General features: G+C 37.6%; 13 protein-coding genes. 5 read left to right on the top strand and 8 right to left on the bottom strand.

What is annotated here, in order from left to right:
- Nucleotides 1-131: 131 nt before the first annotated feature.
- From rpmF to HMPREF1140_RS05950, 4 genes are all read right to left on the bottom strand, one after another.
- A complete protein-coding gene (gene rpmF / locus HMPREF1140_RS05965) occupies nucleotides 132-311 on the bottom strand; it encodes a 50S ribosomal protein L32 (protein WP_007593730.1) in 180 nt (59 codons plus the stop codon).
- A 69-nt stretch (nucleotides 312-380) separates the two neighbouring features.
- Nucleotides 381-1583 (bottom strand): acetate/propionate family kinase, encoded by a 1203-nt coding sequence (locus HMPREF1140_RS05960; RefSeq protein WP_009663129.1) that lies wholly within the window; start codon nucleotides 1581-1583, stop codon nucleotides 381-383.
- A gap of 24 nt (nucleotides 1584-1607) precedes the next feature.
- Nucleotides 1608-2609: a phosphate acetyltransferase gene (gene pta, locus HMPREF1140_RS05955; protein ID WP_009663088.1), complete on the bottom strand. Its 1002-nt coding sequence runs from the start codon at nucleotides 2607-2609 to the stop codon at nucleotides 1608-1610.
- A gap of 182 nt (nucleotides 2610-2791) precedes the next feature.
- Nucleotides 2792-3442 (bottom strand): YesL family protein, encoded by a 651-nt coding sequence (locus tag HMPREF1140_RS05950; protein ID WP_009663053.1) that lies wholly within the window; start codon nucleotides 3440-3442, stop codon nucleotides 2792-2794.
- A gap of 251 nt (nucleotides 3443-3693) precedes the next feature.
- Between HMPREF1140_RS05950 and HMPREF1140_RS05945 the strand changes: the two genes are divergently transcribed.
- From HMPREF1140_RS05945 to HMPREF1140_RS05935, 3 genes are read left to right on the top strand one after another with little or no spacing between them, the layout of a single operon-like run.
- On the top strand, nucleotides 3694-4314 hold the full coding sequence (locus tag HMPREF1140_RS05945; protein WP_009663075.1) for a GntR family transcriptional regulator: 621 nt from the start codon (nucleotides 3694-3696) through the stop codon (nucleotides 4312-4314).
- 11 nt (nucleotides 4315-4325) lie between these two features.
- On the top strand, nucleotides 4326-5168 hold the full coding sequence (kduI, locus tag HMPREF1140_RS05940) for a 5-dehydro-4-deoxy-D-glucuronate isomerase (RefSeq protein ID WP_009662978.1): 843 nt from the start codon (nucleotides 4326-4328) through the stop codon (nucleotides 5166-5168).
- Nucleotides 5168-5971: a gluconate 5-dehydrogenase gene (locus HMPREF1140_RS05935; RefSeq protein ID WP_009663079.1), complete on the top strand. Its 804-nt coding sequence runs from the start codon at nucleotides 5168-5170 to the stop codon at nucleotides 5969-5971. Before kduI ends, HMPREF1140_RS05935 begins: the two co-directional genes overlap by 1 nt.
- Before the next feature lie 63 nt (nucleotides 5972-6034).
- Here the strand turns inward: HMPREF1140_RS05935 and HMPREF1140_RS05930 are convergent, their stop codons facing one another.
- Genes HMPREF1140_RS05930 through HMPREF1140_RS05915 form a run of 4 tightly spaced genes read right to left on the bottom strand, consistent with a single transcriptional unit; the run spans nucleotide 6035 to nucleotide 9788 of the window.
- On the bottom strand, nucleotides 6035-6310 hold the full coding sequence (locus tag HMPREF1140_RS05930; protein ID WP_009663138.1) for a hypothetical protein: 276 nt from the start codon (nucleotides 6308-6310) through the stop codon (nucleotides 6035-6037).
- A 40-nt stretch (nucleotides 6311-6350) separates the two neighbouring features.
- Nucleotides 6351-8543 carry a DUF6449 domain-containing protein gene (locus HMPREF1140_RS05925; RefSeq protein ID WP_242822869.1) on the bottom strand — a complete coding sequence of 731 codons (2193 nt, stop codon included), beginning with the start codon at nucleotides 8541-8543 and terminating at the stop codon, nucleotides 6351-6353.
- The gene (locus HMPREF1140_RS05920; RefSeq protein WP_009663034.1) at nucleotides 8512-9411 is read right to left on the bottom strand and encodes an ABC transporter ATP-binding protein; all 900 of its coding nucleotides are present in this window, start codon (nucleotides 9409-9411) and stop codon (nucleotides 8512-8514) included. Before HMPREF1140_RS05920 ends, HMPREF1140_RS05925 begins: the two co-directional genes overlap by 32 nt.
- Entirely contained in the window at nucleotides 9408-9788 is a 381-nt protein-coding gene (locus HMPREF1140_RS05915; RefSeq protein ID WP_009663067.1) for a GntR family transcriptional regulator, read from the bottom strand. Before HMPREF1140_RS05915 ends, HMPREF1140_RS05920 begins: the two co-directional genes overlap by 4 nt.
- Nucleotides 9789-9942: 154 nt before the next feature.
- Here HMPREF1140_RS05915 and typA point away from each other — a divergent pair, with 154 nt between their 5' ends.
- Nucleotides 9943-11778: a translational GTPase TypA gene (gene typA / locus HMPREF1140_RS05910; protein ID WP_009662987.1), complete on the top strand. Its 1836-nt coding sequence runs from the start codon at nucleotides 9943-9945 to the stop codon at nucleotides 11776-11778.
- Nucleotides 11779-11949: 171 nt separating this feature from the next.
- Nucleotides 11950-14943: a transglycosylase domain-containing protein gene (locus HMPREF1140_RS05905; RefSeq protein WP_009663061.1), complete on the top strand. Its 2994-nt coding sequence runs from the start codon at nucleotides 11950-11952 to the stop codon at nucleotides 14941-14943.
- Nucleotides 14944-14973: the final 30 nt, after the last annotated feature.

Raw genomic sequence — 14973 nt, 5'->3', positions numbered from 1 at the left:
ATTGTAAAATCAAAGCATCTACTAAATTATTTTCCATTTTGTGTATTTTTATCGTGTATATAAGAATAACAGGGTCACCACGAAGTGGCAACCCTGTTATTCCAATCAGCAAAACTTATAGCTACTGACTATTAGTCTACTGTTACTATTTCACGCTTGTTATATGAACCACATGCCTTACAAACTCTATGAGGAAGCATTAACTCTCCGCACTTTGGACATTTTACAAGACTTGTAGCTGACATCTTCCAGTTAGCTCTTCTCTTATCTCTTCTACCACGAGATGTTTTATTCTTTGGACAAATTGACATTCTTTCACCTCCTTATCTCGAGTCACAAAACTTTAATAATTATAATAGCAAAGGTTTTACTTGTCAATATTATTTTTTAGCCAGTCTGTAAGTATCTCTTGCTATAGCCAACTCCTCATTTGTAGGCATCAACATAATCTTAACCTTTGAGTCAGGTGTTGAAATCATAGTTCTCTTACCACGAACATTGTTTGCCTCTTCATCAACCTTTGCGCCAATGAATCCCAAAGCATTTCCTACTATCTGTCTTGTAATCTTATCATTCTCTCCGACACCTGCAGTAAAGCAAAGAGCATCAACTCCACCCATAGCGGCTACATAAGCACCTACATACTTTATAATTCTGTATCTGAACGCCTCAAGTGCAACTTTTGCAAGATTATTTCCGTCAGCCTCAGCATTCTCGATATCTCTGAAGTCTGATGATACTCCGCCGCTCATTCCGAGAACACCTGATTTCTTGTTAAGTATATCAAGCACCTCATCTACACTCTTGTTCTCTTTCTTGCAAATATACTGTACTATAGCAGGATCGATATCTCCCGATCTTGTACCCATGATAAGTCCTTCAAGCGGTGTAAGACCCATTGATGAATCTATACACTTACCGCCTACAGATGCTGAAATTGAAGCACCGTTTCCAAGGTGACATACGATAACTCTTGCTGTATCCTTGTCAAGACCTGCAAACTTAATAGCCTCCTGTGATACATACATATGGCTTGTACCGTGGAATCCGTATCTTCTGATATGGTAGTTCTCATAGTACTCGTTTGGAATGGCATACTTATATGCTTTCTCAGGCATGCTCATACCGAATGATGTATCAAATGCCGCTACATTAGGAACACCCGGCATAGCCTTTTCTACAGCTTCAATACCCATAAGGTTTGCAGGATTGTGAAGCGGTGCAAGATCTGAATACTTCTCAATATCCTTCTTAACCTCATCTGTGATAACTACAGATTCAGGATATTTTACTCCACCCTGTACAACTCTGTGTCCGATAGCATAAATCTCGCTTGCATCCTTTATTACACCATGATCTTTATCTGTAAGAGCTTCAAGTACCAAAGCAATAGCCTCTGTATGATTCTTTACATCCTTTTCAATCTTAAACTTTTCTCTTCCTTCAGGCTCATGTGTAAGCTTTGATCCCGGAATTGCAATTCTCTCAAACAATCCCTTTGCCAATACCTCTTCGTTTTCCATATTAATAAGCTGATACTTTAATGATGAACTTCCGCAATTTATAACCAATACATTTTTCATAATGAACCACACCTCTTTTTTTTATTATTTATCTTCACCGGCAGCCTGAATTGCTGTGATTGCCACTACACCTACTATATCTTCATAAGAACATCCTCTTGAAAGATCGTTTACAGGCTTTGCAATACCCTGACACATAGGTCCGTAAGCATTTGCCTTTGCAAGTCTTTGAACAAGCTTATATCCGATATTTGCCGCATCAAGATCAGGGAATACAAGTACATTAGCATGTCCTGCAACCTTTGAACCCGGTGCCTTGCTCTCTCCTACTTCAGGAACCAAAGCCGCATCAAGCTGAAGCTCACCGTCAAGGCAAAGATCAGGCGCAAGCTCTTTTGCAATTCTTGTAGCCTCAACAACCTTTGTAACATCGTCATGCTTTGCGCTACCCTTTGATGAGTGGCTAAGCATTGCAACTCTAGGCTCTTTTCCTACAAGGAACTTGAAGCTCTCTGCTGATGAAAGTGCAATAGATGCAAGCTTTTCAGGATCGGGATTTTGCTCTATAGAACAGTCTGCAAATACAAATACACCGTTCTCACCGAATTCACAGTTTGGAACTTCCATTACAAAGAATCCTGAAACAAGCTTTGCACCCGGCTTAGTCTTTATTATCTGTAATGCAGGTCTAAGTGTATTAGCTGTTGAATGACAGGCACCGCTTACAAGTCCGTCCGCGTCTCCCGCCTTAAGCATAAGACATCCGTAAGTAGTATAGTCGCTTAACATTTGCTTTCTTGCATCTTCATGAGTAAGTCCCTTTGACTTTCTAAGCTCTACGAAGAGATCCTCATATTCTTTAGTTTTCTCATAAGTATTTGGATCGATTATTGTTGCTCCTGTGATATCACAGCCCTTAGAATACTCTTCCACTTCCTGCGGAGTACCTATTATTATCAGGTTTGCCAAACCATCCTTAAGAATTACCTCAGCAGCCTGATAGATTCTCTTATCCATTGACTCAGGTAAGATTATGGTTTTCTTATTCTCTCTTGCTCTTTTTTTCAGTTGATCCATCATTGACATATGATATATCCCTTTCCATTCTTACAGCATATAGCTAAATTTCTATCCTGTGCTTGTTTGCACATAAAAAGCTCATAAGAGCTCATATATATAATAGTATAGTAAAAAGAAAGCAACAATACAAGCACTATGACAGGTTAATAAAATAACAAACTGTCTAAAAATAAGTACAATCTTTTTTCTTATTCATTATTCTCATCAATATATTTATCAAAGATCATGTTGAACTGGCTTGCCTGGAACAGTGAAATTCCTGAACCCAATACAAAAATAAGCATTGACATCACTCCCGGCATCCTCATGATAAGGATATATACTGCGGCAAGTATCAAAACACTTCCTGCAAGTATTATTATCGTTCTTATAAGGTGTTTTACAGACATAAAAAGCGCCAACTTAAATGTCTGCTTTATCGGATTGATAAATTTTGCCTGTATCGGAAATATGTATGTAAATATAAACAGCCAAAGCAAAATCAAAAAGCAGGTAATTGTAAATATAATCATTTTTAACACTGTATTTTCTATAGGTGAATAGAAGCTGAAAAATCTGATATCAAACAAAAGAATTCCGCCCACAAATGCCATTATCACCCATATAATTGTTGACTGCAAAAGATTATCCTTGAAACTGTGAAAGAACATTGATAATACTCCACCGCTGTCACGATCTCTTGCTATCTTCATTGTGCAATAATACATTGCCGTAGTTGATGCACCAAATGTCACTATAGGAAGTGAACATAATACCCAAAGCAAATTCAGGATAAACAGATCCCATATTCTTCCTACAAATCTCCATATAGGATTGTCATAATTAAAAAGTCCGCCCATATATTTCTCCTTGTCAAAATCATTTTAAGTATTTATTTTTCATCTTTTTCTTGGATACAAGTTGTTTTTAATCTTGGATACAAGTTTTCGATTGACTTATTAAAATCTCTGTTATATCATGGTCTTATAAGCCAGTTAATCATAGCATAAAATATTGCTTGCATACAAGATTTATTTGTATATGAAAGGGGGGGCATATAAGTATTTCTACCATTCAAAATATATATTCGGAAATAGAAAATGATATATTGATGCTTAAACTTAAGCCCGGGCAACTTATAAGCGAAAACAGCCTTTGCACTAAATATAATGTTTCAAGGACACCTATACGCTCTGTACTTTCAAGACTTGCAGGCTCGGGACTTGTCGATATAGTGCCAAAGAGCGGTTCAAGAGTATCCATGATCAATATGGAAATAGTTAAACAAATCATATATGAACGATTTGCACTGGAAAGTATGGTACTAAAAGATTACATAGCTATTGCTACAGACAGTGATTTAGAAAAACTTGAAAAGACTGTTATCCGGCTGACTAAAAGCTATGAAAATACCAAAAGCTTTAAACCTGATAAATTCAAAGCGATAGATCTGTCCATGCATGAATTATGGTATAAGAAAACCGGGCATACCTATCTGTGGGAGCAGATAAGAAAATCCGATTCCAATTACACCAGATTTTGCATGTTGGATATGCTGGAATGTGAAAATTATGAGCATGTAATTCTTGAGCACAGACAGATGTATGAGGTGATCAAAAACAGAGATACCTCCAAGATAGAGGAAATAGTTAAAAAGCATCTTTATGGCGGTATTGAGAGAATCAATGCGGCTTTTAGTAAAAAATTTGATGAAATGTTTATAGCATATTAAAAGGAGAATTTATGGATATTCGTTATTCAACAAACCAAAGAGACTTTAAATTTTACACCACAGATGAGATAAGAGATGAATTCCTTATTCAGGACCTTTATCAGGAAGATAAGGTAGTTGCCGTATATTCACATGTGGACAGAATGGTAACTTTAGGATGTATGCCTGTAAATGAGACCGTTTCCATAGATAATGGAATTGATGTATGGTCAAACTTCGGTACAAAGTATTTCCTTGAAAGAAGAGAAATCGGTATTTTTAATATAGGAGGCAAGGGTGAAATTGTAGCAGATGATGAAGTCTTTACACTTGATTATAAAGATTGTCTCTATATTACAAAGGGTACAAAGAATGTTACATTCAGAAGTTTTGACAAAAGTAATCCTGCAAAGTTTTATATGGTAAGTGCTCCTGCACATATTTCATATAAGACCACTTTCATATCAATCAAAGATGCGGCAAAGAAACCGCTGGGTGACAATAAGACTGCAAACAAGAGAGTCATCAACCAGTTTATTCATCCCGATGTGCTTCAAACTGCACAGCTTTCAATGGGTATGACGGTTCTTGATGAGGGTAATGTATGGAATACCATGCCTGCACATACTCATGAAAGAAGAATGGAAGTGTATATGTACTTTGAAGTTCCAAAGGACAATGTTATCTTCCATCTTATGGGCGAGCCTAATGAAACAAGACATATTGTAATGCACAATGAAGAAGCCGTTATTTCACCTTCATGGAGTATACATTCTGCTGCAGGTACATCAAACTATACCTTTATATGGGCAATGGGTGGCGAAAATCAGGCATTTGACGATATGGATGTTATAAAGAATGAGGACTTGAGATAATGGAAAATATTTTAAACAGCTTTAGACTTGACGGAAAAATCGCACTTGTTACAGGTGCATCTCATGGTATAGGCTTTGCAATGGCAAAGGCACTCTCAGATGCCGGTGCGAAGTTAATATTTAACAGCAGTTCAGAGGACGGATTGAAAAAAGGTCTTGAGTCATATAATAAAGAAAATATAAAAGCTCACGGTTATGTATGTGATGTAACCAATGAGGACGATGTGAAAAAGATGGTAGCTGATATTGAAAAGAATATCGGTGAAATTGATATTTTGGTAAACAATGCCGGAATCATAAAAAGAATTCCAATGACAAATATGAGTGTGGATGAGTTTAACTCTGTTATAGATGTGGACCTTATAGCACCTTTTATTATGGCAAAGGCTGTTTTACCGGGTATGGTAAAAAGAAGAAGCGGCAAAATAATAAATATATGCTCCATGATGAGTGAGCTTGGAAGAGAAACTGTAAGCGCCTATGCGGCGGCAAAGGGCGGTTTAAAGATGCTTACAAAAAATATTGCTTCCGAATACGGACAGTACAATATTCAATGCAACGGTATAGGACCCGGATATATTGCAACCTCACAGACTGCTCCTCTTCGTGAAGTACAGCCTGACGGAAGCAAACATCCTTTTGACTCATTTATACTTGCAAAGACACCTGCAAACAGATGGGGAGATCCTGCTGACCTTGCAGGCCCTGTAGTATTCCTCTCATCCCACGCATCCGACTTTGTAAACGGACATATACTCTATGTGGACGGCGGAATACTTGCATATATAGGAAAACAACCTTAAAACATGGTGAGGGGCTGTCAATACCGACAGCCCCCTTATTATTTAAATTAATTATAGATTATATTAAATAAAACCGGCATATTTTATAAGTATAATGGTTTGTAACACTATACTTATAATCCCAATAATCATTCTAAAAATCAATGTATTTTTACTTAAATCTTTCCCTAAAATAATCGATTTTATTGAATCATACGCTATGCAAACAGAATACAAACCAAGTGCCAGCATGGTAATATTCTCCCTCATATTTGATGTATCTATGAAAAATATAGCTATATTGAGAATAAAGATTATGACCCATAGTATACTTACCAATATATTAGCTTCTCTTTTCATAAACTTAATACCCCCTTCACAAGATCCAATATAATATATATTACTTCTTTATTATATCAGGTATATTTCCCTTTTTAAACCCATATGAATTGTAGCCTCTGTAAGCCGAACTTTCTAAATTTCCGGTGTTGATAATTGCTGCATAATTTCGATCCTCATTCAGATTTTCCTTATAAGGACTGTCACAAATAACCAGTTTATCTAAAATATCTTCTATATCCTTTTTATCTGTAAAGGTCTTTGGCGTAGTCTCACTTGAATAAGACTCAACTTCTTCGATATTATTATCCGGGTCATTATTTTCCCAATCATTATAAGACACATCTATACTTTCCACATACTCTGCCGGGAACTTATATATAACCTCGACATCCATCTCCTTTAATAAAGCCAAAGTCTCCTTAAACTCCGGATATATCGGATAAAATCCTACGGACTCCAGCGAATTTGCATATACATTCTCCCATTTGGAATTGACAGCAGTTGTGCTGTCACTTGTATAATTAAATCCGGCATACTTTTTTAGTGCATCTTCCATAAACTCATTATTAAATCTTATAGATGCAAAAGGATAGCTTTTTAATTTTGTTTCATAATCAAGATTCATCAACTCTTTCTTATAAGTTTCCACAAACTTTTTCTTCAACTCATCGTCATGAAACACTATATGAGTATCATTATCCATTATACCGTTAAAATCCACACTTACTATATTCTCAGGATTTTCCGATAGTATAGGATAGCTGCTTTTTTTGTAGCTTTCATCAGCATAAACACTTGAAAGTCCTGAAGTACTTTGATCTAAATCCACATAATAAACTCTGCCTACGGTTCTTCCGTTTTTAAGCTTATATGAGATTAGAACTTTGTCAAAATTTCCATACAACTCCAAATCATATTTTGCAGCTTCTATACCTTGCCTGGCCAACTCCAATACTGCATCTTTATTTTGTATGTCCATTTTCTTTATCAGGTCGGCTTCTATCTTACTGTCACTTGCATAGTCCACATCAACAAATGAGTCATTATAATATCCGTCCGAAATTTCAACTTTATTATAATACTGTTCGGAATTGCTCTCCAAAAGATTTGATATCACCGCTGTGCTCTTTATCTGTGAAGCACTCGGAATATAGCTGTCATATCCGAATATATCAAACTGAAAAGCTGCCGCTATAAATATTGAAATTATTATAAGCACAAGTAATTCAATCTTTTTTGCAAAAATCTTTTTAAAATCCTGATTGTATATGATTTCCATTACACAATGAGTAATAACTCCGCTCACTATAAGTCCGAAAAGTCCCCAGCCAATGCTGTCATTCATTACTTCGTATCCCAAAAGATACATAAGTATACTCATAAAGATAACCATCATTGACTTTATGGGCAGCTTTATCACATTAAAGCTGACACTTTTACCTGCCGCCTCTGAGGCTCTTTTCTTATATAGGAAAAGATTTATAAAAAGGAATACTATGCTTGCAAGTATTACTATAATAATTCTTGTAAGCCATTTAAGTTCAAATATATTAAACATCAGCATAAAGCTTGACATATTCGGCAGGACATTTTCAATAATAAATCCTGATGTGTAGTAAGTATCAAAGAATGTACTTTGATATCCCTTCAACACCAATGAAATTAAAGGAAAATAGAAGCTGAAAAATCCGCAGGCCAATATTCCTATAAGCATATTTCCTGTCAGCATTATTGAAAATACTGTCAGAAAATAACTCATTATAAATAATAATGTCCACTCTGCTATAGACCACAATGCCGATGTGATTACAATTATTTCACCGGTATTTGCAAGTATCAAAAGACTTGCCACTATTTCACAGATAATAAACGGTATAAGAACTATAAGTATTCCGTTTATTATCTTAATAAAATAAAGCACCTCTCTTTTCACCGGCAAACTGTGATACATATCTACCTTCTTTTTGGAATAGAGATATGAAAATCCTGACATTGCCATAACCAGAGCCAATACTATAAATATCATTCCAAAAAAAGGATTTTTAACATCTATATAGGAAATAAAGTTTAATGCCAAATCAGCCTTATAAGAGTATGCACTACCTTCATATAAATTAAAACTTATCATCATAGCGGTTGCCACGATAAGCGAAAAGAAAAATATAAGAATACTGATCGCCAGAGTCCAAACTCTTGTTTTAAAGTCCTCTTTCATCAATTTAAAAAATAAGCTTTTTGATGTCATATCCATACACCTCCGTTTCACTTATAAATATCTCTTCAAGGCTGAGTCCCATCATCTCATAGAATACAGGGGAAAAGGACTCCATTTTCTCTCTTATATCCTCCTCACTTCCCTTTATGGTGATTGTGTGCACTCTGCCGCTGTTTTTCACCTGCATAATATCAAGTTCTTTAAGTCTTTCCATATCGAAGTCTTTTTCAAATACACATTGCACCTTATGGATATTCAACTTCATATCGGATACATCCTTTGATAAAAGTATTCCACCCTTATGTAAAAGTCCCACATGATCGCATATATCCTCAAGCTCTCTGAGGTTGTGTGACGCTATTATAGGTGTAAGTCCTCTCTCATCCATCTCCTTTGCAAAAAGACTCTTTACCGCCTGCCTCATTACAGGATCAAGTCCGTCAAATGTCTCGTCGCAGAGCAGATATCTGGTGTTTGCAGCCACTCCTATTGCAATGCAGAGTTGCTTTTTCATACCCTTTGAAAAAGTATTTACCTTTCTGTTGATATCCAGATCAAGTGCCTTCAAGATATCTTGACATTTCTTAACATCAAAGTCTCTGTAAACAGATGTATAAAACTTTATTATCTCTTTCGGTGTGGTATTTGAAAAGAAAAACTGGTCATCTGAAATATAGAAAAACTTTTCTTTTGCCATTATATTTTCAAATACATTTTCATCATCTATAAGTATCTCACCGCTGTCAGGTTTTAGTATTCCGGCAAGTACTTTTAAAAATGTACTCTTTCCCGCACCATTGGTACCTATAAGTCCGAACACATCTCCGTCTCTTATGCTTGCATTGATATTGTCAAGCGCCTTTATATTGTCAAAACTCTTGCTTAAATTCTTTGCTTCTATCATGCTCCCTCCTTCGCTTTATGTTCCGGATAAAACTCTTCCACTTTTTTACAAAATTCTTCCTTACTTATTATCTTTCTTGATTTGTCTACAAGTTCTTCAAGCTCTTTATATATGATGCTTTTCTTATTTTCCTTTATAACATCCATATCAGCTACAAAACTTCCGACACCTTTTACACTGTATACATAGCCTTGGCGCTCCAACTCGATATATGCCTTTTGTATAGTGTTGGGATTTATCGAGAGTTCTACGGCAAGACTTCGTACAGACGGAAGCTTATCGCCGGGCTCCAATGCCCCGATAAGCATAAGATCCGAAAGCCTGTCCATCACCTGTTCGTAGATGGCTCTCTTATCTCTTGAGTCAATTACAATCATAGATTTCTCCTTTTAACTGTATTATCTATCATAGTACAGTTAATATAGCACCTTTATCGTCATATTTCAATAGCAATTCTGATTTTTTCTCTATGGAAAATCAAATTAAATAGTGTTATAATAAATATTTGTAAATTTTTATGAGGAAGAATATATGATAACAAAAAGAGAAGATATAAGAAATATTGCCATTATCGCCCATGTAGACCACGGTAAAACTACATTGGTCGATCAGCTCTTAAAACAAAGCGGTGTTTTCAGGGCAAATCAGGAAGTGGCTGAAAGAGTAATGGACTCAAATGATATAGAGAGAGAAAGAGGAATCACCATTCTATCAAAAAATACCGCTGTGCACTATGGTGATACCAAGATAAATATCATAGATACACCGGGACATGCGGACTTCGGCGGAGAGGTGGAGCGTGTTCTCAAGATGGTAAACGGTGTTGTTTTGGTAGTAGATGCTTATGAAGGCGCTATGCCTCAGACAAAGTTCGTTCTAAGAAAAGCTCTTGAGCTTGACCTTGAAGTACTTTGCCTTATCAATAAATGTGACAGAGAAGAAGCAAGACCTGAGGAAGTTGTTGATGAGATTCTGGAACTTTTACTTGATCTTGATGCAAATGAGCATCAGCTTGACTGTCCTTTCCTATTTGCCAGTGCAAGAGGCGGCTGGGCAAGATACAATGTAAATGACACCAATGAGGATATGAAGCCTTTATTTGAGACTATAATCAAGCATATACCTGCACCTACAGGTAATGAAGATGCGGATCCTCAAGTACTTATCAGTACAATCGACTACAATGAATATGTAGGTAGAATCGGTGTAGGTAAGGTTGATAACGGTATTATCAAAGTAAATCAGGAAGTTGCTTTGGTAAACCACCACGACCCTGATAAGATGAAAAAAGTAAAAATAGGTAAGCTTTACGAATATGAAGGCTTAAACAGAGTAGAAGTAAATGAAGCAAGAATAGGTTCAATAGTAGCCATTTCAGGTATTCCCGATATTCATATAGGAGATACTTTGACATCAGTTGAAAATCCTGAAGCTATACCTTTCCAGAAGATCTCAGAGCCTACCATTTCTATGAACTTTATGGTAAATGACTCTCCTCTTGCAGGTAGAGAGGGAAAGTATATAACTTCAAGACATTTGCGTGAAAGACTCTTTAGAGAGTTAAATACCGATGTCAGCCTTAGAGTGGAGGAAACAGAGTCTCCTGATTGCTTTAAAGTATCAGGTAGAGGTGAGCTTCATCTTTCAGTGCTTATAGAAAATATGAGAAGAGAAGGTTTTGAGTTTGCTGTAAGTAAGGCCGAAGTTATTTATCACTATGATGAGAGAAACCAAAAGCAGGAGCCTATGGAGCTTGCATTTGTAGATGTTCCTGATGAGTTCTCAGGTGCGGTTATTCAAAAACTTACATCAAGAAAGGGTGAGCTTCAGGGAATGAGCCCTACACATGGCGGATATACAAGACTTCAATTCCTTATTCCTTCCCGAGGTCTTATAGGCTACAGAGGTGAGTTTATGACCGACACCAAGGGAAACGGTATTCTCAATACAGAGTTTGACGGTTATGCTCCATATAAGGGTGATATGTTCTATAGAAAGACCGGTTCTCTTATCGCTTTTGAGAGCGGCGAGTCTATTACCTACGGACTTTTCAATGCACAGGAGCGTGGTACTTTATTTATCGGTCCTGGCGAAAAGGTATATGCAGGTATGGTTATCGGTAAGAACGGTAAGGCTGAAGATGTTGAAATCAATGTATGTAAGACAAAGAAACTTACAAATACAAGATCATCCAGTGCGGATGAGGCGCTCAGACTTGTTACACCGAAAGTCATGAGTCTTGAGGAATCACTTGAATTTATAGATACCGATGAGCTTTTAGAGGTAACTCCTGAAAATCTTCGTATCAGAAAGAAAATCCTCGACCCGACACTTAGAAAACGTTCTATGATAAAGTCAAAGCAATAATATATAAAGGTATCCGTTTTTGGATGCCTTTTTTTACTTATTAATAATAGCTTATAAAAAATAAAGATTATTTAAAGCTGATAGCCTATATTAAATTAATGATGTATAATTCGATATAAGGGCAAAAGCTCCGGATTATTTATGTAAATTTATTTTGAAAAGGAAAAAGTGATGAATAAAGAGAATGAAAATAAAACTCCCGAGAAAAGCTCCAAGTCACCCGGATCAAGAAAAAAGAAATATATAAACAAATTTATATTTCAGGCTGTAAAGACATTTTTTCTTGCACTGCTTGTAGTGGCCGTTCTTGGAGGTGCCATGGCGGTAGGCATGATAAAGGGTATTATAGACAATGCTCCTGATGTGGATGTTGACAGTATTGTTCCTTTAGGATATGCCACCACGGTATACAATGCATCCGGTCAGGTTACCGATACTCTGGTAATGGCCGGTTCAAACCGTGAAGAGGTAACTTATGACGAACTTCCAAAAGTTCTTATTGACGCTTTTGTGGCAATAGAGGACTCCAGATTTTGGAAGCATAACGGAATAGATACCAGAGCTATACTCAGAGCGGTCAGCGGTGTAATAACCGGAAACAGTTCTTCAGGCGGCGGCTCCACCATAACACAGCAGCTTATAAAGAATAATGTGTTCAACGGCGGTAGAGAAAGAAGCTTCGGAGAAAAGGTAGAAAGAAAATTTCAGGAAATGTACCTTGCCGTAAAGCTTGAAAAACAGATGGATAAAAAGTTGATACTTACAAATTATCTGAATACCATCAACCTTGGAAGCAACTCACTGGGAGTAAAAGTTGCCGCAAGAAGGTACTTCGGAAAGGAAGTATCCGATTTAACTCTTTCTGAAGCCACTGTAATAGCCGGTATAACAAAGGGGCCTACCAAGTACAACCCTATTACCGGTCAGGAGGCAAATTCCGAAAGAAGAAAAATAATACTTCAATATATGTATGAGCAGGGGTATATCACAAAGGAGCAGCAGGAGGAGGCTCTTGCAGATGATGTATATTCAAGAATCCAAAATATAAATACGCTTGCAAAGGAGAAAAATAATCACTACAGCTATTTTACAGATGCTTTAATTTCACAGGTTACATCTGCATTTATAAATGAACTGGGATATACCGAAACTCAAGCTCATAATCTTTTGTACAGCGGAGGTCTCTCAATATATACCACTCAGGATCCTTCACTTCAGCAGATTGTAGACAGCGAAGTCAACAATCCTGAAAACTATCCTGATACAAAGTATGCACTGGAATACAGACTTACAGTCACAGACAGTGAAAAGAACACACATAATTATTCCGAAAAGGATATTAACAAATACCATTCAGATGTGCTTCACGACGGCTTCAACGGACTTTATACCACTGAGGATGCCGCAAAAGCGGATGCTGAAAGCTATAAAGCCACAGTGGTTAAAGATGGCGATACAGTAGTAGGTGAAAGTGTAAAAACTGTTTTGGAGCCTCAGGTTTCCTTTGTTCTTATGGATCAAAAAACCGGTGCCGTAAAAGCTATAAACGGAGGTAGAGGTGAAAAAACATCTTCTCTTTCTCTAAACAGGGCTACAAATACTACCAGACAGCCGGGGTCAACTTTTAAGGTGATATCATCATTTGCACCTGCGCTTGATACCAGCGGTGATACTTTGGCTACAACCTATTATGATGCCGAATATACAATAGGAGAAAAAACTTTCCAAAACTGGTATGACAAGCAGGGATATATGGGCTGGTCAAGTATTCGTGACGGTATCATATATTCTATGAATATAGTTGCATTAAAAACACTTATGGAAACCGTAACACCGAGAGTCGGCGTACAGTACGCCAAGGACTTCGGTATCAGCACTCTTACCGATCAGGACTACAATGCATCCCTTGCACTCGGAGGTCTTACAAAAGGTGTTACAAACCTTGAACTTACAGGTGCCTTTGCAACAATAGCAAATCAAGGTGTATATACAAAGCCGGTCTTCTTTACAAAGATTGTGGACCACAACGGAAAGACCTTGATTGATAATACTGCTCCACAGAATCACAGAGTTATAAAAGACTCAACCGCATTCCTTCTTACAGATGCTATGGCGGCATCTACAGAGAACAACAGAAAGTTTGCAAGCAGCGGAATAAATATAAATTCCACATCTACCAGAGCTCATCTCGATAATATGAGTGTAGCAGGTAAGTCAGGTACAACTTCCAAGAATGTGGACGTATGGTTTGTAGGATTTACACCATATTATACTGCAGGAGTATGGGCAGGATGTGATGAAAACCAAACTCTTTCAGACAATGGAGGTACAAGCTTCCACAAGGATATATGGCGAAAGATAATGACTAAAGTTTCAGAGGGTTCCGAGGATATAGGATTCCCCGTTCCCGATTCCGTTGAAACCGCCGTTGTCTGCCGAAAGTCGGGAAAACTTCCTATCCCCGGAGTTTGTGACCACGACCCTCGCGGCGATTCCACATATACGGAATATTTTGCCAAAGGAACGGTACCTACAGAAGTATGCGATCACCATACTACAGTAACAGTATGTAGTGAAAGCGGTCTTTTGCCTACTGCAAACTGCCCGACTACAGTTACAAAGGTTGCACTTATAGTTCCAAGCGGACAGTCAAATACCGATGATTCACAGTATGCGGTGCCTACAGCCACATGCACCATCCATGGCGGACCGAGTCAAATTATCGATCCTAATGCACCTACGGCAAATGACGGAGACGATGCAGGGGTCGGTGTGTCACCAAGAGCCGGTGTAAATCATCCGATTGTGAATCCGAAACAAAATAATGTAACTGTCGGTGTGGCACCGAACGGTGATGTTGTCGGAGCGGCGCCGGGAAGTAATTCATCCGGCCAATCACCTAATACAATTGTTGCACCGACTAAGGCAAACTCAAACAGTTCAAAACCTAAGAGGCAGCCTTCAGAAATAAAAATTCCTGAAACTACTACGGCCTCACCTATAAAAACAGGTCCTTCTTCAAAAGAACCTGATGATTCCGACGTATTACACGGTCCCGGAGTTACTCCGACCACTGAAGCACCACGTTCAGGTCCAGGTGCTCATATGTCCACCGAAGGCCCCGGAGGCCAAGGTTCTCCGGTACTTATAGGGCCGGGACAATAATATTCAAACAAAAAATGAGCTCTACAATTT

It is taken from the genome of Lachnoanaerobaculum sp. ICM7 (genome assembly GCF_000287675.1).
Classification (GTDB): Bacteria; Bacillota; Clostridia; order Lachnospirales; family Lachnospiraceae; genus Lachnoanaerobaculum.
The sequence above is the reverse complement of the archived record's forward strand: the minus strand, read 5'-3'. Positions and strand labels throughout refer to the sequence as shown.